Here is a 21,677-nt window from a genome sequence, read left to right as displayed (position 1 = left end):
ATAAAATGGGTTTTTATTATATGCAAAAAGTAATTGTATATATTTTCAATATTAAAGCAATATTGTTACAAAAAACAACTATTTTGTATAATAGTGATAGAATATGTTTCAGAAATTTGATAATGAAAGAGTGAGAAGTTTGAAAGAAATATTAAAACTACAATATGCCATTATAGACATTGGTTCTAATACAATGCGTTTAGTTATTTATGAAAAACAAAGCGGGGGTTTTTATAAAGAGATTGAAAATACGAAAGTGGTCGCTAGGTTAAGAAATTATTTAGTAAATGGTGTATTAAGTGAAGAAGGAATAGAAGTATTATTACAAACATTATTTCAATTTCAAGAAAGTACACGATTCCATAAGTTACATCATGTACTTTGCGTTGCAACGGCAACAATTAGACAGGCTGAGAATCAAGATGAAATTAAAAAACTTGTTGAAGGGCAAACAGATTTTACTCTTAGAGTTTTATCAGAATATGAAGAAGCACGCTACGGTTACTTAGCAGTTATGAATTCCACTTCATTTTCAGAAGGAATTACAGTTGATATTGGTGGGGGGAGTACAGAAGTTACATACTTTCGAAATAGAGAAATTTTAGAATATCATAGCTTTCCTTTTGGAGCACTTTCTTTAAAGCAACAATTTATTCAAGGTGATATTCCTACTACAGAAGAGTTAGAGGAAATAAAAAACTATTTATGGTATCAATTTCGAACGCTACCATGGTTAATCGATAAAGAATTACCCCTTATCGCAATTGGGGGGAGTGCGAGGAATATGGTGAAAATCCATCAAAATTTAATTTGTTATCCTATAGCTGGATTACATTTATACAAAATGAAAGAAGAAGATATTAAACATGTAAAAGAGGAATTAAAAGAATTGTCGTTCATAGAGCTTCAAAAGATGGAGGGGTTAGCGAAAGATCGAGCAGATACAATTATTCCAGCGATCGAAGTCTTTCATATGCTTGTTAACCTTATAGAGGCACCGGCATTTGTATTGAGTAAAAAAGGATTAAGAGAAGGTGTTTTTTACGAAGAATTAGCGAAAGATTTGGGGATTTTTTACTATCCGAACGTAGTAGAAGAAAGTTTATATTTATTATCATATGAATACGAAATGGATATGGAATTTGTAATTCAACTTATTAAACAAGGAACATTGATTTGTAAACAACTTGAAGGAGCAGGACTTATTTCTATGTCGGAAAAAGACTGGGAAATATTCCATCAAGCGGCGAAAGTATTTAATATAGGGAAGTACATTGATGAAGAAGCGAGCCGTTTACATACGTTTTATTTACTAGCGAATAAAACAATTGATGGTATGATGCATAAAGATCGAGTTAGATTAGCACTTATTGCTTCATACAAATCAAAAATGTTATTTAAACAACATTTAGCCCCATTTGAAGGGTGGTTTGATAAAAGTGAACAAAAAAAAATCCGGTTATTAGGAGCTGTTTTGCAATTTTCAGCCGCTTTAAATGTGAGACAAAGAGCGCTTGTTGAAACGATATCTATAACAGAAAGTAAAGAAGGATTAACATTTAGAATTGTATGTGAGCAATCGGCATTAGCGGAAAAAGTGCAAGCTGAAAAACAAAAAAAGCAATTAGAAAGAGTATTGAAAACGAATATTAACTTATTATTCGAATCAGGATGTTAAGTTGTACGGATGTCTTTACGAAAAATTAACACTTTGGAATATTATAATTTGATAAAATAAAAGTAACTAAATTATAGTGAAAAAGTTTCAAAGGGAAGTGTGAAGAGAATGGAATTGCTAAAGGGGAATTTAGTAAATTTAAATGATACAGCGTATTATAATAACCGCGAGTTGAGCTGGTTAGCTTTTAATGAACGTGTACTACAAGAAGCGCAAGATGAAAATAATCCACTTTTAGAAAGATTAAAGTTTATTAGTATTTTCAGTTCAAATTTAGATGAATTTTTTATGGTGCGCGTAGCAGGTTTGAAAGATCAAGTAAGTGCTGGATTTAATCAGCCAGAAAATAAAGCAGGTTTAACACCGAAGAAACAATTAAATAAGATTGCGATAAAAGCTCATGACTTAATGACTGTACAGTATGATACGTTTAAAGGTTACGTATTGCCAGCGCTTGAACTAGAGGGGATTGAGCGTCTAACATTCCATGATTTGACGAAAGAGCAGAGGGAATTTATCGAAGAGTATTTTGATGAACAAATCTTTCCAGTGTTAACTCCTGTAGCTATTGATGCGTATCGTCCATTTCCTATGTTATTAAATAAAAGCTTGAATTTAGCTACTATTTTATACGATGAGAAGCAGGCAGAGGAAGAAAATCGCACGAAGTTAGGAATTGTCCAAGTGCCTTCTTTACTGGAGCGTTTCATATTTTTACCGAGTGAAGGGCAAAAGCATAAATTTATTTTATTAGAAGATGTAATTAGTGGTTTTACTCATAAATTATTCACAGGATATAACGTATCACCTGTTACTCGTTTCCGTATTACACGTAATGCGGATTTAACAATCCATGAAGAAGGTGCACGCGATTTATTAAAAGTAATTGAAAAAGAATTGAAAAAGCGTAAGTGGGGAGCTGCCGTTCGTTTAGAAGTTGGTAAAGAACACATTGATGAAAGAGTGTTAGCGTTATTGTATGAGGTGTTGGAAGTAAAAGATGAAGATGTGTACATGATGGATGGACCGTTAGATTTAACATGTTTATTCTCCTTATATAAAAAATTAGCGCCTTTATATGAACATCTAGTATATCCGGCTCTTATTCCTCAACCTCCTCAAGATTTAGGTGATGAGGAAGATGTATTTGAAAAAGCGATAGAACATGATATTTTATTACACCATCCCTTTGAGTCGTTTCAGCCAGTCGTTGATTTTGTCCGTGATGCGGCAGATGACTCGAATGTACTTGCAATCAAACAAACATTATATCGTGTAAGTGGAGATTCTCCAATAATTCAGGCGTTGAAGGTAGCAGCTGAAAAAGGAAAACAAGTGACGGTATTGGTTGAGTTAAAGGCGAGGTTTGATGAAGAGAATAATGTTAATTGGGCTAAAGAATTGGAACAGGCCGGATGTCACGTTATTTACGGAGTAAGTCACTTGAAAACGCATAGTAAAATTACGTTAGTTGTAAGAAGAAGAAACGGAAAAATTGAAAGGTTTGTACATCTTGGAACCGGAAATTATAATGATGCAACAGCGAAGTTGTATACCGATTTTGGATATATTACATCGCGAAAAGACTTTGGTGTAGATGCAACAAATTTCTTTAATTATTTGAGTGGTTATACAAAAAAACCGCATTTTCATCATTTATCTGTTGCCCCGTTTGATATAAGAGAGCAGTTTATGGAGTTAATAGATGAGGAAATTCGTTACCATAGACAATATGGAAATGGATATATTATCGCTAAGATGAATTCGTTAACAGATAAACCGTTAATAAAAAAAATGTATGAAGCATCGCAAGCTGGGGTAAGGATAGAGCTCATCGTTAGAGGGACATGTTGTTTAAGACCTGGTATTCCAAATGTAAGTGAAAATATTCGTGTAGTTAGTGTTGTGGGAAGATATTTAGAACATAGCCGTATTTATTATTTCCATCATAATGGAGATGAAAAAATATATTTATCTTCAGCTGATTTGATGACGCGAAATATGGAAAAACGAGTAGAAATATCCTTCCCGATTTTAGATATTGAAATGAAAGCGAGAATAAAGGCAATTTTACAGCTGATTTTAGCTGATAATGTGAAAACACGTGAACAAAATAAAGATGGTGACTATTATTATATAATTAATAGTAGTATAGAAGAAATTGATAGCCAAGTGAATTTATTTAAGATGGCGTACCAAAATACAGATGCTGAATAATAGAGAAAAAGTAAAAACCTCTTAATCGAAATTAAGAGGTTTTTATTTTTTTCTCTACGCATTCGTCCATAAATGGAAGAATGCGTAGAGAGAATAGTTTTTTATTATAGGCGTGTGATAAATCGGTTCGTTGATAGAAAAACAGTAGAAGAATCGTTGTTTTAAATTAATAATAGTATGGTTGTTGACAAGGCCCTCCGTAACAAGGAAAGGGTGCTGGTGGTGGGAAAGGCGGTGGATATGGCGGATAAAACGGTCTAGGGCCGAAAGCTAATGCTCCACCGAGTAACCCTCCAGCAATTCCAGCTAGAAATGGAACACCGAAAAATGGTAAGAAGCGTGAGTCGCCTGCTGGGCCAATAGGTGCTGAACGAACTGGGATCGGTTGATAATATGGATACATGAACAAACCTCCTTTACTGGACTCATTTTTATCATATGGTGGTCCAAGTGTGGATGAGCGCGTACAAGAAAGGATATGTGAAAAAATAGGCGAATTGTTACGGATGTTGTAGGATGAAGAGTGTAATTTCAGGTTTTGACATAAAGCGGAATGGGACACGTGTTCTTCCAATACCTCGATTGACATAGAGAGTCAAACCTTGAATGTTATAGAAACCTTCAATATATTCTTTTGCAAGCGACGGGGTAATAATAGCACCTAAAAAAGGAATTTGTACTTGTCCGCCATGGCTATGACCAGAAAGTTGAAGATTGATTGGATATGTAGCGATTTGTGGCGCGATATCTGGTTCGTGAACGAGAACAATTGTATAAATATTTTGTTTTGCATGTTGTAAAGTTTCCGCTATTTTTGGTTTACCTAGTAGCATATCATCGAGCCCGAAAATAGAAATTTCACTATTATCCAGTAACCGAATTCGTTTTTCACTATTTTGCAAAAGTTCAAATCCAGATTCGCGCATGATGTGATCATAGTATTCAGTTCCATATCCACCATGGTCGTGGTTACCATAAATAGAAAATTTACCGAAGGGTGCCTGTATATTCTTTAAAATGGATGCAACAAAAGGAGCCTCGGTATATGTTTGGTAATCATCAATGAGATCACCAGTAAAAAGGACAATATCTGGCTTTTCAGCATTAATCTTGGAAACGATTTGAGATAAATGTTGGAGAGAGAAATAGTATCCGAGATGTAAATCGCTAAATTGAAGGATCTTCATACCATGAAAACCTTTTGGTATGAGCTGTGATTTAAGTGTGTGTTGCGTAAAAGAAAGCAAATAGGGCTCTATATATTTAGCATAATAATAGCCGATACTAGCGGTTATAAATGAATATAGACAAGTGCGTATTCCAGATTTTAAAAAATTTCTTCTTGTAATTTTCTTCATATATAGGTTACTCGAATCTCCCTTCAGTTTTTTTAAAATATATTTTAAACACTAAAAAAGTAGTATAGGTTACGAAAAAAATGAACGAAAAGAAACCTCTTTACGTTAAAATATCAGAAAAGTTTAAAAATATAAAGATTTCTATCAAATAAAGTGATAAAATGAATGTGTATTCATTTTTTGGAGGGGATGTATGTGAAAGAGAAGGTAGTTATTATAACAGGTGGATCAAGTGGAATGGGAAAAGGGATGGCGACTCGTTTTGCGAAAGAAGGGGCACGAGTTGTTATTACAGGACGTACAAAAGAAAAGCTAGAAGAAGCAAAGTTAGAAATTGAACAGTTTCCAGGGCAAGTATTATCTGTACAAATGGATGTACGAAATACTGATGATATTCAAAAAATGATTGAACATATTGATGAGAAGTTTGGACGAATTGATATTTTAATAAATAATGCAGCCGGAAACTTTATTTGTCCAGCAGAGGACTTATCTGTGAATGGCTGGAATTCGGTAATTAATATTGTATTAAATGGTACATTTTATTGCAGTCAGGCTGTTGGTAAATATTGGATTGATAAAGGCATAAAAGGAAATATTATTAACATGGTGGCAACATATGCATGGGATGCAGGCCCAGGGGTTATCCATTCGGCAGCAGCTAAAGCTGGTGTATTAGCAATGACAAAAACGCTTGCTGTTGAGTGGGGACGTAAATATGGGATACGAGTTAACGCTATCGCACCAGGACCAATTGAACGTACAGGTGGTGCCGATAAATTATGGATTTCAGAAGAAATGGCTAAGCGTACAATACAAAGTGTCCCACTTGGTAGGCTAGGGACACCAGAAGAAATTGCGGGTCTAGCTTATTATTTATGTTCAGATGAAGCTGCATACATAAATGGAACTTGTATGACAATGGATGGTGGCCAGCATTTGCACCAATATCCATTTTAAAAGAGATGGAAAATGAATGATTTATTATTTTTTCTTTGGTAAAATGTGACGAAGTTGTGACATGTGAGAGAAATGTGTTTACAAAGGGGAATATATACGTTATATTTAAGACCTCTTTTTTCTTCATAGTAGAATTGCTAATTCCCCTTAGCATTTTACCCCTCTAATCCCTTCAGGAAAACTGAAGGGATTTTTTATTATTTTTCCGTAAATATCGTGTTATAATTTTTGAAAAGTAAAGGGAGGGAAGCACGTTGATAGATGCGTTAGATGTAATGAGTAACTTGGATAAAGTCCTTCCTTATTATCAAGCTATTTTTAGTGCTGATGAGCATACAGTAATTGGATATGAAGTTGTAGGACGTATTCAAACAGAAGAGGGCATACAAAGTTTAGCATCTTTCTTCCATGATGATTCTATTCCGAGTGAGTTCCAACTTGAAGCGGATAACATCATTGTAGAAAAAGCGTTAAATAGGTATTTAGAAACGGATCAAAAATTATTATTATTTATACATCGGAATGCTAATGTATTAATGAATGATGAAGATGAAAGTTTACTTCAACTTTTGCTGATGTATGAAGAACAAGGTTTGAACTTACAACGCATTGTTCTAGAAATAACAGAACATGAATGTAAAGAAGATATAGAACAATTTAATCATTTACTGATGTATTATCGTACATATGGTATTCAAATTTCGATTAATAAAGTCGGAACGGGTACAAGTAATTTAGAGCGTATTAGCGTGTTAGCACCGGATATTTTAAAAGTAGATTTAACAAATTTAAGGCAAACTGCACTTTTACAATCTTATCAAGATATTTTATATTCCTTATCTTTACTTGCTAGAAGAATTGGTGCGACATTGTTATATGAAGAAATTGATGCTTTTTATCAACTACAATATGCTTGGAAAAACGGCGGTAGATATTATCAAGGTAATTATTTGAAAGAATGTTTACCTGATTTTATTGAAACGAATGTTTTAAAAGAGCGACTTGGTAATGAATGTCATCAATTTATTCTGCATGAGAAGAAGAAGTTACAAAAAATTTATAATTTAACAGAGATGTTACGTGATCGAATTGGTGATGTTCTGTCAAAACAAAAAAAGAATGAAGATATAAATGATTGGTTATTACAATTTAGCCAAAGCATATCACAATATAGTTTTCGGATATTTATTTGTAATGAAGATGGTTTCCAACAATCTGGTAATATTATGAAAAAAGATGGTGAATGGATCATTATGCCAGAGTATTATATGAAGAACTGGAGCTGGCGCCCGTATTTTTTAGAAAATATAATGAAAATGCGTTTTGAGAATAAGGCAAGACTTTCAGATTTATATGCTGATATCGAAACTGGTGAAATGGTACGAACATTTTCATTCCCGATTGATGATGAAAACTTTTTATTTATAGATTTATCGTATGAATATTTATATGAGGAAGATGTTTTATTTTAATGCACGAAGAGATTCGTGCATTTTTTTTGTTTGTTTTTATCATAAATTGGTAATAGTGAAAATGATGATGAAAATGCTGTCTATCGTTGTAAAGATTTTACGAACGAAATCATCCCTTTCTTTGCATAATCATTGTTACAATGAATACTACAAAGACAAGCTCTTTTAAAAGGAAGGTGAAAAAATGAAGAAATATGGAATATGGTTTGTTCTATTTATATGTGTTGCCTTTCTAGTTGGCTATAGTGTCACAACTGTTTTAGGAAAAGAAGAAGTGAAAGTGGATCGGAAAGAAGTGTTTACAACGATACAAAAAGGTTATGAGACGCAATTTTCAATTCGCGGGAAGCAAATATCTATGAATAAGATGATAGAGACGTTATCACCATATTTTACAAATAATTTCCTTCAAGTTTTTACAGATGAAAACAGTAGAAATGAAAAACAAAGTGGTGAATATTTACTTCCAGCAAAAGAAGCTCCGTTTTCCTTTAATTCAGAAACAAAAATGTCTTATGATGAAGAGCATAAAAATTTATATGTCTACGAGCGGGCAAAGAGTGGACAATATCAAATTGTGACATTGCAAAAAGATAATGGAAAATGGAAACTAGCAGGGTATCATGAAAGTCAGGAACTGTTGACTGAAATAAAAAGGTTACAACAATTATGAGAATAGGGATAGGTGTCCCCTATTCCTATTCTATACCGAGTAGCTGTTGTAATTTTTCAATTTGAAAACCTGCGACAACTTCTCCGTCAATTACAACTGTTGGAGTTGAATAGGATTCATAGTCATATAAAAGACGATTGCGTGCAGCAGCGTCTTTTTTTACGTCAAATTCTTCATATACAACGTTATTATGTTTTAAAAATTCTTTCACAATGGTACAAGGCGGACAATCTGGTTGTGTATAAACCTCAATTTTTTTCATTGTAATTCCTCCCTTTTTCTGTTTTTTATTATATTCTGCCAGTATAAAAAGCGCAATAAAGAAGTAAAAAGATGCTCTTTCATCTTTTTACTTCTTATTTCGACAAATTTTAGTTGAGTTTCTGGTCAAGAACCTTTATCCTAGATTGTGGAACGTTTTTTCTGTTATGACGGATAGAATGAGTATAGCTGTAAAACCTATTGGTAGGAAGATCAGAGAAAGGAGAGATTTCATGTCTCTACTCCAAGGAATTTTAACTCGACTTGTTAGTCTACAAGAACAAGCTGAAAGCGGTGAAGTAGCACAACGCTATTTTGAAGTGAACGGTGAGCGCAAATGTAGCGTGAAATTTTTCGATAAAAGTGAAATGTATGAATTAGAAGTGTATCAACAAGGTGAAAAACCTCAAGTGTATCAATTCGATAACATCGATATGGTTGCAATTGAGATTTATGATATCATTAATTGATACATATAAAAAAGGTACTGCCAAATGGCGGTACCTTTTTTAGTTATATTAATTAATGGGCTATACAGGTAGTAGAGGTTGCAATTTAAGTCGCGATTAAATAAAAGGTTTTTTACAAATGTATATGTATAGGAATTTTTTATTTTTCCTACAATGATAGTAAATATTAATAGGAGGTGCAAAGGATGGAACGCTTACCGATTGTTATTTGTCCTAATTGTCACAGTCATGCTGAAATTAATCATGTATTAACCGCCCAGTCTAATCAAAATGTAATTTATACATGTAGGTTTTGTAATTATGTAATTCGAAATATTGAAACGAATAAAGGGTAGTAAGTTATAATTTTTATTTTTGTCCCATACAATGAGAATACGAAAAGTCTGTCTAATTGAAAGGACGTGACTATGTGGACGGTGAGCATACATTTTATAATGTTTCAGAGAGACATTTGAATTTTGATATGGTATTTAACCGTATTTGTAGTTTCATTGAAAAGGATCCACGAAATTTATATCGATTATCTATTGGGACAGACTCACAAGCGCATCAAAAGGATACGAGGTTTATTACAGCGATACATATTCATCGGGTTGGAAAAGGAGCATGGGGATGTTTGCATCATAAATCAGTGAAAAATAAGCCAGCAACGTTGCGAGAGAAAATATATTTAGAAACACAGTTTAGTCAAGAAATCGCCTATTTATTTACTCCCAATCATATACAAACAATATGGGATTTATTGCACCCATACGCTCAAGATGGAGCAGGATTCATAATGGAAATTCATTTAGATATCGGGAATGATGGTTTAACAAAAGAATTTATTTTAGATATGACGATGAAAATTCAAGCAATGGGATTAACAGCGAAAATTAAACCAGATGCTTATGCGGCATTTAGTTATGCGAACAGATATACGAAATAAAGTGAAATGATGTCTATATATTCGCAGTTTTTAAGTGTTTCTGGAAAAAACCGAATATTACATCTATTGAACAAGTTGAAAAATTTATATAATGAGAGTGCAAGGAGAGGAGCATATGGAAAAGGAATTTGTTTTAACAAGAGAAGAAGAAAATTTATTGTTGGATATTCTGTTTCAGCAAAATTACGCGAGCGAAATTTTAGCGGTAGAGCTTACAGACATTGAGAATGGTTTAAAACAGACCGATGTGACGCAATATAAAAAAATTACAAGATTGTTTTACCGATTAAAAAATAAAGGGTATTAAGCGCTACCGGAATGGTAGTCTTTTTTTTATGTTGTATGCTAAAATAGCTGTGTATCTTTATTTTTATTAGAAGAATGTTAGGACAAAATAATAATATGAAAACGCTATCATAAAATGTGAGTAGGATTGGAGAATATAAGCAAGGGAAATGGGGGATGTAACATGATTAGTATTCCGAAAGATGAGTTTCAACAAATTCTTGTGAAGGATTTAATGATTTCATCAGAAAAAGTAGCACATGTTCAAATAGGGAATGGTTTAGAACATGCTTTACTCGTTCTTGTGAAATCTGGATATTCGGCGATTCCTGTTTTAGACCCTATGTATAAATTACATGGGTTAATTAGTACTGCTATGATTTTAGATGGTATTTTAGGATTAGATCACATTGAGTTTGAAAGACTTGAGAATATGAAAGTGGAACAAGTGATGAAGGAAGAGATTCCAGTTCTTATGTTAGAAGATTCTTTTGCAAAAGCTTTAGAAATGACAATTGATCATCCTTTTATTTGCGCTGTCAATGCAGAAGGTTACTTCGAGGGTATTTTAACACGTCGGGCTATTTTAAAATTATTGAATAAAAAAGTGAGACAGCATAATCGATAACGTAGGGAAAGTGACTTCACTGAAAAGGCGAAGTCACTTTTTTTCGTGCATATCAGTTGTGTATGTATTATATTTAAAAAGACATAAAGCATAAGAAAAGTTTGAACTAACAAATCGTTCTAATGTATAAAAGTATGCAATTAAATTAAGGATGAAATGCTTATTAAAATTAGGTGTATGGAAGCTAAGGAAAGAGGGAGAAAGTTGCAAATTGATGATTTTCAAATGATGGTTGTGTTAGCTCAGGAATCAAATATGAGAAAAGCGGCGGAACGTTTATTTGTTTCCCAACCTGCGCTTAGTCAACGATTACAATCTATGGAGAAACAATGGGGAATGAAATTTTTTATTCGTTCACAAAAAGGATTAACAATTACACCTGAAGGGGAAAAAGTTGCAAATTATGCAAAAGAAATGTTACAACGGGAAGAGGATATTAAAAGTGAACTGGCTCTTTTTAGAACGGAAACATACGGAACGTTAAAAATAGCTGTTGCATCAGTCATTGGGCAATATTGGCTTCCACCTGTTTTGAAAAAATTTGTGCATAAGTATCCTTCTGTGAAGATAGCTCTGTTTACTGGCTGGAGTAGTGAAGTGCAAAAGCAATTTTATGAAGGAGACGTTCATGTTGCTATACTGAGAGGATCACAAGAATACAAAGGGCAGAAACAACAATTATTTGAAGATGAATTATATTTAGTTGATAAAGAAATAAAAGATATTTCGATGTTAAAAGAGACAAATAGACCATTTATTCAATTTAAAAGTGATTCGACCTACTATGGACAAATACAAAATTGGTGGTATGGATTATTTTCAAATCCACCTAAGCGAACGATTGTAGTTGACCAAATTGAAACGTGCAAACAGCTTGTTTTAAATGGAATAGGTTATGCTCTTTTACCTTCGACTGTTTTAAAAGAAGTGCAGGAAAATATGTATAAAACACCTGTTCAATTAACGAGAGAAACATGGTTATTGACGAGTGACTCGGCAAGGCAGTTGAAGCAAGTACAAGCATTTTTAGAAATTATAGAAGAAATTCAAATGGAAAAATAAGATTATTGTCTTGCTACTCGCCCTATCGTTTGGTAGAGTAACATTATAAATGGATTTAGGAGGCAACAAGAATGAAAATGATGGACGCTAACGAAATTATTTCGTTTATTCAAAACAGTGAAAAGAAAACTCCTGTAAAGGTATACATAAAAGGGGATTTAAAAGAAGTAACATTCCCTGAAACGGTACAAGCATTTGTAAATAAAAAATCTGGTGTATTATTCGGAGAATGGTCTGAAATTAAGACAATTCTTGATGAAAATAACAAGCACATTGTTGACTATGTAGTTGAGAACGACCGTCGTAATTCTGCAATTCCAATGCTTGATTTAAAAGGTATCAAAGCTCGTATTGAGCCAGGCGCGATTATTCGTGACCATGTAGAAATTGGTGACAACGCTGTTATCATGATGAATGCAACAATTAACATCGGTGCTGTAATTGGTGAAGGTACTATGATCGACATGAACGCAGTGCTTGGTGGACGTGCAACAGTTGGTAAAAATTGTCACGTAGGTGCAGGTGCTGTACTTGCCGGTGTTATTGAGCCACCTTCTGCAAAACCAGTTATCGTTGAAGATGATGTTGTAATTGGTGCAAATGTAGTGGTTCTAGAAGGTGTTACAGTAGGTAAAGGTGCAGTTGTAGCAGCAGGAGCTGTTGTAACAGAAGATGTGCCTCCATATACAGTTGTTGCGGGAACTCCGGCACGTGTAATTAAAGAAATTGATGAGAAGACAAAAGCAAAAACTGAAATCAAACAAGAGCTTCGTCAATTAAACCCAGAGAAATAAAAAACAAAAAGCGTAAGAGCATGAATGTGCTCTTACGCTTTTTATAGATAGAGGTGCAAAAATGACAGTAAGCAAATTTGTCCAAGTTCGTAGAGATTTACATAAAATTCCGGAAATCGGATTTAAAGAGTGGAAAACACAACAGTATATTTTAGATTATATAGGAACGCTTCCTAACGAATGTTTGGAAGTGAGAACATGGAAAACAGGTGTAATTGTTAAAGTAAATGGGAAAAATCCTGAAAAAATAATAGGTTATCGTGCAGATATAGACGGTCTACCTATTACAGAGGAAACTGGATATGAATTCTCTTCTGTCCATGAAGGAATGATGCATGCATGTGGACATGATTTGCATGCAACAATCGGTTTAGGCCTTCTAACAGCGGCTGTAAGCGAAAGAATAGATGATGATCTTGTATTTATATTCCAACCAGCTGAAGAAGGTCCAGGTGGTGCACTTCCTATGTTAGAAAGTGATGAGTTAAAAGAATGGAAGCCCAATATGATTCTTGGACTTCATATTGCGCCTGAATACTCTGTGGGAACAATTGCGACAAAAGAAGGTTTATTATTTGCGAATACATCAGAGTTATACGTTGATTTAAAAGGAAAAGGTGGACATGCTGCATATCCGCATACAGCAAATGATATGATTGTTGCAGTGAGTCATCTCGTTACACAACTTCAATCAGTTATTAGTCGTAATGTGGATCCCCTAGACAGTGCGGTAATTACAATTGGGAAAATTACAGGTGGTACAGTTCAAAACATTATCGCAGAAAAGTCTCGTTTAGAAGGAACAATTCGAACGCTATCAGTGGAATCAATGAAACGTGTTAAAAGCCGAATTGAGGCAATTGTTGCGGGAATAGAAGCTTCCTTTCAATGTGAAGCTGTTATTGACTACGGAGCGATGTATCATCAAGTGTATAACAATGAAGAGTTAACGAGAGAATTTATGCAATTTACACGTGAACAAACGAATATGGACGTAATTACATGTACGGAGGCAATGACAGGTGAAGACTTCGGTTATATGCTTCGAGAGATACCTGGATTTATGTTTTGGCTTGGAGTAAATTCAGAATATGGTTTACATCATGCGAAATTAAAACCAGACGAAGAGGTTATTGAGAAAGCGATTGTATTTTTAAATCAATATGTGAAGTGGAAGGGAAATAGAAAGTGAACTTACTCGCTAATTGTGCAACAGTTTAGAGTGGGGATTTTTTAGTTCCGAGACGAAAACATCTTTTGTATTTGTTAGTGTTAGACATCTTCATACAAATGAGTAGAGTTAAATTTGACGTCTTAATAATGAGCAGGGGTTTTTAGCCACTGCTCATTATTAATTAGTACTAATAGGTAAGATAATTATTTAACTAACTTATACAGGTTTACTTTTAGTATGAAAAGTGTGTAAAATCAATGTGATACATAGAAAAAAGGGTGGGGAATTACGTGCAAATTAGCAGTGCGATTTTATGTTTCGTCTTATATGCATATGTTATTATTGCGGCGGTTTATTTTGGGATAAGTTTTTACGCCTATCGTTTAGCAAATAATAGTGAATATGAAGAAACATACAAATGGGTGAAAAGATATTTGTCACCTGTACTAGAAATTATGAATGGATTTGTTCTTTTTTTATTTATTGGATTAATTGCTTTCTCAACGAGTTTAGTGGGGAATAAGACTACGTTATTTGTACTAGGTATCATTATTTTTATGTTATTAGGAATTCGGATTGGTAATACGGTGTTTTGGAACGAAAGAAAAATAGATGGTTGGACAGGGATGTTTATTCCATGTATGTTAGCTGCAATTGTGACGAATATAGAACATGAATATTATCAATTACATTTTTGGCTTATCATTGTTTTAACAATCCTCTCTGTTTTGTACATAAGTACTGTCGTGCTAACATACATCGCAAATGAAAAAGGAGATGCAAAAGGTGCGCGCTTCTTTAGAGGGCGTGCATTATTATGGAGTGTGCCGACGATGGCAGTTATAGGAATTATTGCGATATTAGTAAATGGATATCAATTTACTAATTGGCAATTGTTTTTAGAAACTTGGTGGATCTTCATTGTTTCGCTTGTAGCTTTTTTAGGCGCAACACATTATTTATTCCATCAACATCATTACATATTGGCACTGTTATTCGCATTTACACAACTTTTATTTGCTTTTTTCGGACAAGAAACGCTATTGTTCGTTTTTGAAACATTTAGTTCATTTGGAAATATATTTGTATTTGGTATGTTAATTTTCGGTATCGCGTTTTATTTACAACAGTATTTTTATATGCAAAAACAAAAATAAGAAGTATATACAGGTTTTTGTAGCAAATTTAAAGTATGTTACAATAAAAGTACATAGTACTTGATGTTATTGGAGGAATTCCTGTGGGTGAAAAAGAGAAAGAATTTGCTGTTATTGGGCTTGGCCGTTTTGGTGGAAGTATTTGCCGTGAATTAGCTCAATTAGGTATGGAAGTAATGGCAATTGACTCAGATGAGGATAAAATTAATGAGTTTGCAAATATAGCTTCGCATGCTGTAATTGCAGATTCAACAGATGAGATGGTATTAAAAAGTCTTGGTATTCGTAATTTTGATCATGTAGTCGTTGCTATTGGAGATAATTTGAATTCAAGTATTTTAACAACGTTAATTTTGAAAGAATTAGGTGTGAAAAATATTACTGTAAAAGCTCAAAATGACTATCATGAAAAAGTGTTAAGTAAAATAGGGGCAGATCATATTGTGCATCCAGAACGAGATATGGGAAAAAGGATTGCTAATAATATCGCATCAAGTAATGTGTTAGATTACCTAGAGCTTTCAGATGAGCATAGTATTGTAGAGATTATCGCAAATAAAAAAATTGATGGGCACTCTTTAATTGAATTAGATATTCGTGCGAAGTTTGGTTTGAACATTGTAGCAATTAAACGTGGAAAAGAAGTTATCGTATCTCCTCGAGCTACAGAAAACATTCAGGCGGGAGATATATTAATTGTAATTGGTCATGACGATGAAGTAGATCGTTTTAAGCATTTTTTAAGATAAAAGAAAAGGACAATGCCGAGGAGGCATTGTCCTTTTTCTTATATTTCCATAATGATTGGTAAAATCATTGGACGACGTTTCGTTTTTTCGTATAGGAATGGTGCTAATGTGTCTGTAATCTCATTTTTAATTTCAGACCATTGTGTTGTTTTTCGTTCCATTACTTTTTCTAAATGTGTTGTAATTAATGTTTGAGCATCGTTGATTAAATCGCTGCTTTCACGCATATAAACGAAACCACGCGAGATGATATCAGGTCCTGCTGCAACTTTAAATTCTTTCATATCAATGCTTACAACTACAATAACGAGTCCTTCTTCAGAAAGAATACGACGATCACGTAATACGATATTACCGATATCTCCAATACCATTTCCATCGATATAGACAGAGCCAGATGGGATTTTCCCAGCTACGCTTGCTTCATCAGAACGTAAAGCGAGAACATCCCCATTATCCATAATGAAACAATTTTCTTCTGGAATACCACAATCATTCGCTAATTTCATATGCATACGTTGCATACGATATTCACCATGAATTGGCATGAAATATTTCGGCTTAATAAGACGTAGCATTAACTTTTGTTCTTCTTGTCCACCGTGTCCACTCGTATGAATATTTGAGAGTTTACCATGGATTACATCAGCGCCAGCGCGGTACAACATATTAATTGTACGACTTACACTAATTGTATTGCCTGGGATTGGTGAAGAAGAGAAAACAACTGTATCGCCAGGGATAATTTGAATTTGACGATGTGTACCATTGGCAATACGTGAAAGTGCTGCCATCGGCTCCCCTTGACTACCTGTACATAGCATAACAACTTTATTAGCTGGTAGGCGGTTTAGCTGAGATGTGTCTATGAATGTATCCTTTGGACATCGGATATAACCAAGGTTTTGTCCGATTTCAATAGCTGCTTCCATACTTCGACCGAATACAGCTACTTTACGATTGTTTTCAACAGCAGCCTCAACAACTTGTTGTAAGCGATGGATATTCGATGCAAAGGTTGCGAATATAATACGACCGTCTACTTTGCGGAATATATCTTGAATACTATCACCAACGCGGCGCTCAGACATCGTAAAGTTTGGCACCTCACTGTTTGTACTATCAGATAAGAGACAAAGTACACCGTCTTTTCCGATTTCGGCCATTTTTGTTAAATCTGCTGGCTCGCCGACTGGTGTGAAATCAAATTTAAAATCACCTGTATGAACGACTTGTCCTTGAGGTGTTTTCACAACAACTCCGTATGAATCCGGAATACTGTGAGTTGTACGGAAGAAGGAAACAGATGTCTTTTTAAATTTAATAACATCATCTTCTTGAATTTCATAAAGTTTTGCTTTACGAAGTAATCCGTGCTCTTCTAATTTGTTTTTTATTAGGGCAATTGCTAATTTTCCGCCGTAAATTGGAATGTTTACTTGACGTAATAGATAAGGAATTCCACCGATATGATCTTCGTGACCATGTGTAATGAATAACCCTTTAATTTTATCTTCGTTTCGCACAAAATAAGTGTAATCTGGTATTACATAATCGATCCCGAGGAGTTCGTCTTCCGGAAATTTAATTCCAGCGTCAATTATAATAATTTCATCTTGAAATTGAACAGCATATGTATTTTTACCGATTTCACCAAGACCACCGAGGGCAAAAACGGCAGCTTGATCATTTTTTAGGAATTTCATATGACTATACGATCTCCGCTAATATTAAATCAGCGTTTTGTTTTTCATATTCAAGATGAGCACCAGTAACAGACTGAACGAACTCGATATTATATGCGAACTTTTGTAATTTTTTACGAACATCCTTTTGAGACGTAGCCTCTAAATATAAAACTTTTGTATTTTCACGTACTGGGACCTCAGTTAATTTTTCTTGATAAAATACTTTAAAAATCATTGGGAAAACCTCTCCTTGTCTATGTTTTGCATTATCTGTTACTTATTATAAAGCAAACAGTCACGATTTTCATGTTTTTTCGAATGAGAATGAAGAAAAAGCCCGAAATGGGCACAATTTAAGCGATTGTCTTCTTACGGACTAAATCGTTTAAATAACGCTTGAGCTTTTTCTTCAGCTTCTTCAGCATGATTACTCCTTCCTTTCCTTATTTTAAACATGCATATTACTAATGATAACTCCGTCCCCGTATAAGAAAGAAGGTTTAGAAGTTGATTGTGAATCTTGTCCTTTCCAGTACAGTACTAGTTATCCTGTAGTAACGATTAGTAGCCGTTAGTTATAGGTATAGTATGAGAAAGAATAGAAAAGAAAATTCATCCGAACAAGTATCCACATTTTTCACTAATATATATATGCACATTTCATAAATAAGGTCAGAAAGTGAACGCTTTCTTCACAGATGTTTAATATGTTATACTTTTTTTTGAAATTTGAAAAGTGATAATCAAAATAGGAATATAGAGTGCCAGAAAGGATTTTGACAAATGAATGATAAAATTGTCTTTTTTGATATTGATGGAACATTATTAGATCATGATAAAAAAATTCCACAATCTACAAGAGATGCAGTAAGAGATTTACAAGAAAAAGGTGTGCATGTAGCGATTGCGACAGGGCGTGCGCCATTTATGTTTGAAGATATTCGTGAGGAACTCAATATACATAATTATGTTAGTTTTAACGGACAGTATGTTGTATTTGAGGATGAGGTATTATTTAATAATCCATTACATCCTGATGCTCTACATAAGTTTACTCAGTTTGCAAAACAAGAAGGATATCCACTTGTATATCTTGACCATCGAGAAATGAGAGCGTCAGTGGAATATCATGATTATGTAAAAGAAGGTTTTGGAAGCTTACAATTTGAGCATCCGGCATATGAACCTGATTTTTATGAGAAACGCGATATTTATCAAACGCTTCTTTTTTGTGAAGTAAACGAAGAAGAAAAGTTTATTCATCATTATCCAGATTTTCATTTTATACGCTGGCATGCATATTCAATGGATATTATTCCTAATGGTGGTTCTAAGGCAAAAGGGATTGAGAAGTTTATTGAGAAAATAGGATTTAATCGTGAACAAGTATATGCATTTGGGGACGGATTAAATGATTTAGAAATGATTGAAGCAGTAGGAACGGGTATTGTGATGGGGAATGGTCATGAGGATTTGAAAAAACTTGCTAATTATGTGACAAAAGATGTTAATGAAGACGGTATTTATCACGGATTAAAGTGGGCTGGCTTGTTATAAGTAAGTGTGGAACCCATTTCATATAATAAAAAGGCGGAAGGTTAACTTCCGCCTTTTTACTATTATCGCTCGAGAGGTTTTGAATCATCGGGAGCCACAAATGGATTGTCTTTATTAATATGGTCATAGAACATAACACCGTTTAAATGGTCGATTTCATGTTGGAATACAATTGCTGGTAAACCTTTTAATCGCAGTTTTACGTCTTCACCGTTAATCGTTGTTGCCTTTACTGTAATTCTTGTGTAACGAGGGACATAACCAGGTACTTCACGGTCTACAGATAGACAGCCTTCACCATTTTGTAAATATGTACGTTCAACAGAATGACTAATGATTTTTGGGTTAAATAATGCGTAGCTATATAACGTATCGTTCGTATCAGTTACATGAACCGCAATCATTTTCTTTGAAATACCGATTTGCGGAGCCGCTAATCCGATTCCGGGGCGTAAATTATATTTTTCAGCCATTTCAGGGGCCTGGCTATTTATTACAAATTCAATCATTTCTTTAAGAGTATTTGTATCTTCCTCGCTAGCAGGTAAGGAGACCTCTTCTGCGACGTCGCGCAAAATAGGATTTCCTTCACGAATTACCTCATTCATTGTAAGCATATGTAATCTCTCCTTTCTTCTTTAGTCTACCAAAGGAGATAAAAAAAGTCATCGGCAAGTAAGGAAGAGCTACTTGGAAACAAATTTTCTATAGATAAGTTATGTAATAAAAAGAAAAGACGGCAAAGCCGTCTGTTTCTTTCCATAGTTGTTTCATTTTACATTAATTAGCGAATGCAAGCAGCACCAACGATAATTAAAAGGATAAACAACACAACGATTAAGGCGAAGCCGCGTCCAGATCCGCCACAAGAACCGCCATAACCGTAGGAAGGATATGAACAAGTTGTTGGATAGCAATATGAGTATCCGTACATGAGATGACCTCCTTTATCATTTCCCGCTAATACTGCGGTTACTATAATGTATGGAGGAATGATCAGAAATGTATAGGTATTTACCTATAAAAGGAAGAAGTGTTTGTATAATTTTATTGAGAAGAGAGAAAAACTAAAGAGAATTAAATCGTTTACATATTATTCTAAGAGAAAAAACAAGTTAAAAAGGGAATAATATAACAGTAGGTTATTGCTTACTAATACAGATGTGAAAAATAAAAACACGTTTGTGTAGAGGAAACCTGCATATTATTTATAAAAAAACGTATTCAAAGTAATTGACATCGTAATTAGAATAGTTGTAAACTAAAAAACGTGATCAAGATTGTATTAATATGTTTTTGAAAAAACATTAGTACAGATTGTTAGGTACACAAAATTATTCTCAACCGACAGACAAATTTGTTGGTTTACATTGTTGCGCTTTCAGTCTAGTTAATAGATAGTGAAAGCGTTTCAGAATATGGTTCAAGAGAGGAAGAGGTGAACGGAATGGGTACTAAAACAAAAAAGACCCTATTTAATGTTGATGAGCAAATGAAAGCTATCGCAGCTCAGTTTGAAACATTACAAATTTTAAATGAAAAAGGCGAAGTTGTGAATGAAGCAGCTATGCCTGAATTATCTGATGATCAATTAAAAGAATTAATGCGCCGTATGGTGTATACTCGCGTACTAGATCAACGTTCTATTTCTTTAAACCGTCAAGGACGTTTAGGTTTCTACGCACCAACTGCTGGACAAGAGGCTTCTCAATTAGCAAGTCATTTCGCACTTGAAGCAGAAGATTTCATCTTACCAGGATATCGTGATGTTCCACAATTAGTGTGGCACGGTCTACCATTATATCAAGCATTCTTATTCTCTCGTGGACATTTCATGGGTAACCAAATGCCTGAGAATGTAAATGCACTTGCTCCACAAATCATTATCGGTGCGCAAATCATCCAAACTGCTGGTGTTGCGTTAGGTATGAAACTACGTGGTAAAAAATCTGTTGCAATTACTTACACTGGTGACGGTGGTGCTTCACAAGGTGACTTCTACGAAGGTATGAACTTTGCGGGTGCATTCAAAGCTCCAGCAATCTTCGTTGTACAAAACAACCGTTATGCAATCTCTACTCCAGTAGAAAAGCAATCTGCAGCTAAAACTGTAGCACAAAAAGCAGTAGCAGCAGGTATTTACGGAATTCAAGTAGACGGTATGGATCCATTAGCTGTATACGCAGCAACTGCATTCGCTCGTGAGCGCGCAGTAAACGGCGAAGGCCCTACTTTAATCGAGACTTTAACATTCCGTTATGGTCCACATACAATGGCTGGTGATGACCCAACTCGTTACCGTACAAAAGATATCGAAAACGAATGGGAACAAAAAGATCCAATCGTACGCTTCCGTGCATTCTTAGAAAACAAAGGCCTATGGTCTCAAGAAGTTGAAGAGAAAGTAATCGAAGAAGCAAAAGAAGATATCAAACAAGCAATTGCTAAGGCTGACCAAGCTCCAAAACAAAAAGTTACTGATTTAATGGAAATCATGTACGAAAAAATGCCTTACAACTTAGCTGAACAATATGAAATTTACAAAGAAAAGGAGTCGAAGTAAGCC

The 21,677-nt window shown here is 34.3% G+C and carries 24 protein-coding genes; 17 read left to right on the top strand and 7 right to left on the bottom strand.

Features of this window, described 5'->3' with window-relative positions:
* Positions 1-103 precede the first annotated feature (103 nt).
* Positions 104-1,678 carry a Ppx/GppA family phosphatase gene (locus tag EXW56_RS19025; RefSeq protein WP_080013692.1) on the top strand — a complete coding sequence of 525 codons (1,575 nt, stop codon included), beginning with the start codon at positions 104-106 and terminating at the stop codon, positions 1,676-1,678.
* Between the two features lie 108 nt (positions 1,679-1,786).
* Complete coding sequence (locus EXW56_RS19020; protein ID WP_002160668.1) at positions 1,787-3,895, top strand: polyphosphate kinase; 2,109 nt, start codon at positions 1,787-1,789, stop codon at positions 3,893-3,895.
* A 166-nt stretch (positions 3,896-4,061) separates the two neighbouring features.
* Here EXW56_RS19020 and EXW56_RS19015 read toward each other — a convergent pair whose 3' ends face one another.
* Positions 4,062-4,298, bottom strand: a complete 237-nt coding sequence (locus EXW56_RS19015; RefSeq protein WP_002199486.1) for a hypothetical protein — start codon at positions 4,296-4,298, stop codon at positions 4,062-4,064.
* A gap of 97 nt (positions 4,299-4,395) precedes the next feature.
* A complete protein-coding gene (locus EXW56_RS19010; RefSeq protein ID WP_002199487.1) occupies positions 4,396-5,253 on the bottom strand; it encodes a metallophosphoesterase in 858 nt (285 codons plus the stop codon).
* 195 nt (positions 5,254-5,448) lie between these two features.
* On the opposite strand from EXW56_RS19010, the gene fadH reads away from it, so the two are divergent.
* The 3 genes from fadH to EXW56_RS18995 all read left to right on the top strand — a co-directional run bounded on the left by fadH (position 5,449) and on the right by EXW56_RS18995 (position 8,358).
* Positions 5,449-6,213: a 2,4-dienoyl-CoA reductase gene (fadH, locus tag EXW56_RS19005; RefSeq protein WP_002111515.1), complete on the top strand. Its 765-nt coding sequence runs from the start codon at positions 5,449-5,451 to the stop codon at positions 6,211-6,213.
* A gap of 254 nt (positions 6,214-6,467) precedes the next feature.
* A complete protein-coding gene (locus tag EXW56_RS19000; protein ID WP_002111513.1) occupies positions 6,468-7,685 on the top strand; it encodes an EAL domain-containing protein in 1,218 nt (405 codons plus the stop codon).
* 184 nt (positions 7,686-7,869) lie between these two features.
* A complete protein-coding gene (locus EXW56_RS18995; RefSeq protein ID WP_002111512.1) occupies positions 7,870-8,358 on the top strand; it encodes a DUF3993 domain-containing protein in 489 nt (162 codons plus the stop codon).
* 25 nt (positions 8,359-8,383) lie between these two features.
* Here EXW56_RS18995 and EXW56_RS18990 read toward each other — a convergent pair whose 3' ends face one another.
* Entirely contained in the window at positions 8,384-8,620 is a 237-nt protein-coding gene (locus EXW56_RS18990) for a glutaredoxin family protein (RefSeq protein WP_002111510.1), read from the bottom strand.
* A 232-nt stretch (positions 8,621-8,852) separates the two neighbouring features.
* On the opposite strand from EXW56_RS18990, the gene EXW56_RS18985 reads away from it, so the two are divergent.
* The 10 genes from EXW56_RS18985 to EXW56_RS18940 all read left to right on the top strand — a co-directional run bounded on the left by EXW56_RS18985 (position 8,853) and on the right by EXW56_RS18940 (position 15,866).
* On the top strand, positions 8,853-9,089 hold the full coding sequence (locus tag EXW56_RS18985) for a YkuJ family protein (protein WP_002111509.1): 237 nt from the start codon (positions 8,853-8,855) through the stop codon (positions 9,087-9,089).
* A 185-nt stretch (positions 9,090-9,274) separates the two neighbouring features.
* Positions 9,275-9,424 carry a hypothetical protein gene (locus EXW56_RS18980; RefSeq protein WP_002033828.1) on the top strand — a complete coding sequence of 50 codons (150 nt, stop codon included), beginning with the start codon at positions 9,275-9,277 and terminating at the stop codon, positions 9,422-9,424.
* Between the two features lie 74 nt (positions 9,425-9,498).
* Positions 9,499-10,017: a ribonuclease H-like YkuK family protein gene (locus EXW56_RS18975; RefSeq protein WP_002111508.1), complete on the top strand. Its 519-nt coding sequence runs from the start codon at positions 9,499-9,501 to the stop codon at positions 10,015-10,017.
* A gap of 115 nt (positions 10,018-10,132) precedes the next feature.
* The gene (gene abbA, locus EXW56_RS18970; protein ID WP_002145987.1) at positions 10,133-10,324 is read left to right on the top strand and encodes an antirepressor AbbA; all 192 of its coding nucleotides are present in this window, start codon (positions 10,133-10,135) and stop codon (positions 10,322-10,324) included.
* Between the two features lie 162 nt (positions 10,325-10,486).
* Positions 10,487-10,930, top strand: coding sequence for a cyclic-di-AMP-binding protein CbpB (gene cbpB, locus EXW56_RS18965; RefSeq protein ID WP_215596851.1), 444 nt, complete (start codon positions 10,487-10,489; stop codon positions 10,928-10,930).
* Positions 10,931-11,107: 177 nt separating this feature from the next.
* On the top strand, positions 11,108-11,992 hold the full coding sequence (locus EXW56_RS18960) for a transcriptional regulator CcpC (protein WP_033710806.1): 885 nt from the start codon (positions 11,108-11,110) through the stop codon (positions 11,990-11,992).
* A 71-nt stretch (positions 11,993-12,063) separates the two neighbouring features.
* Positions 12,064-12,786, top strand: coding sequence for a 2,3,4,5-tetrahydropyridine-2,6-dicarboxylate N-acetyltransferase (gene dapD, locus EXW56_RS18955; protein ID WP_002014841.1), 723 nt, complete (start codon positions 12,064-12,066; stop codon positions 12,784-12,786).
* Positions 12,787-12,847: 61 nt separating this feature from the next.
* Positions 12,848-13,978, top strand: a complete 1,131-nt coding sequence (locus EXW56_RS18950; protein WP_215596850.1) for an N-acetyldiaminopimelate deacetylase — start codon at positions 12,848-12,850, stop codon at positions 13,976-13,978.
* A gap of 272 nt (positions 13,979-14,250) precedes the next feature.
* The gene (locus tag EXW56_RS18945) at positions 14,251-15,117 is read left to right on the top strand and encodes a hypothetical protein (RefSeq protein WP_002111505.1); all 867 of its coding nucleotides are present in this window, start codon (positions 14,251-14,253) and stop codon (positions 15,115-15,117) included.
* Positions 15,118-15,200: 83 nt separating this feature from the next.
* Positions 15,201-15,866, top strand: coding sequence for a potassium channel family protein (locus EXW56_RS18940; RefSeq protein ID WP_000504032.1), 666 nt, complete (start codon positions 15,201-15,203; stop codon positions 15,864-15,866).
* 38 nt (positions 15,867-15,904) lie between these two features.
* On the opposite strand, the gene rnjA is transcribed toward EXW56_RS18940, so the two are convergent.
* Entirely contained in the window at positions 15,905-17,572 is a 1,668-nt protein-coding gene (gene rnjA / locus EXW56_RS18935; protein ID WP_002014844.1) for a ribonuclease J1, read from the bottom strand.
* 4 nt (positions 17,573-17,576) lie between these two features.
* Positions 17,577-17,789 carry a DNA-dependent RNA polymerase subunit epsilon gene (locus tag EXW56_RS18930; protein WP_000576437.1) on the bottom strand — a complete coding sequence of 71 codons (213 nt, stop codon included), beginning with the start codon at positions 17,787-17,789 and terminating at the stop codon, positions 17,577-17,579.
* Between the two features lie 548 nt (positions 17,790-18,337).
* On the opposite strand from EXW56_RS18930, the gene EXW56_RS18925 reads away from it, so the two are divergent.
* Positions 18,338-19,111 (top strand): Cof-type HAD-IIB family hydrolase, encoded by a 774-nt coding sequence (locus EXW56_RS18925; RefSeq protein WP_002111504.1) that lies wholly within the window; start codon positions 18,338-18,340, stop codon positions 19,109-19,111.
* A gap of 62 nt (positions 19,112-19,173) precedes the next feature.
* Here the strand turns inward: EXW56_RS18925 and def are convergent, their stop codons facing one another.
* Positions 19,174-19,728: a peptide deformylase gene (gene def, locus EXW56_RS18920; protein WP_215596849.1), complete on the bottom strand. Its 555-nt coding sequence runs from the start codon at positions 19,726-19,728 to the stop codon at positions 19,174-19,176.
* Between the two features lie 167 nt (positions 19,729-19,895).
* Positions 19,896-20,045, bottom strand: a complete 150-nt coding sequence (locus EXW56_RS18915; protein ID WP_000274565.1) for a YjcZ family sporulation protein — start codon at positions 20,043-20,045, stop codon at positions 19,896-19,898.
* A gap of 513 nt (positions 20,046-20,558) precedes the next feature.
* Here EXW56_RS18915 and pdhA point away from each other — a divergent pair.
* Positions 20,559-21,674 carry a pyruvate dehydrogenase E1 component subunit alpha gene (pdhA, locus tag EXW56_RS18910; RefSeq protein WP_000536893.1) on the top strand — a complete coding sequence of 372 codons (1,116 nt, stop codon included), beginning with the start codon at positions 20,559-20,561 and terminating at the stop codon, positions 21,672-21,674.
* The last annotated feature ends 3 nt before the right edge of the window (positions 21,675-21,677 follow it).

The sequence above is a fragment of the Bacillus mycoides genome (assembly GCF_018742245.1).
Taxonomy (GTDB): domain Bacteria; phylum Bacillota; class Bacilli; order Bacillales; family Bacillaceae_G; genus Bacillus_A; species Bacillus_A cereus_U.
The sequence above is the reverse complement of the archived record's forward strand: the minus strand, read 5'-3'. Positions and strand labels throughout refer to the sequence as shown.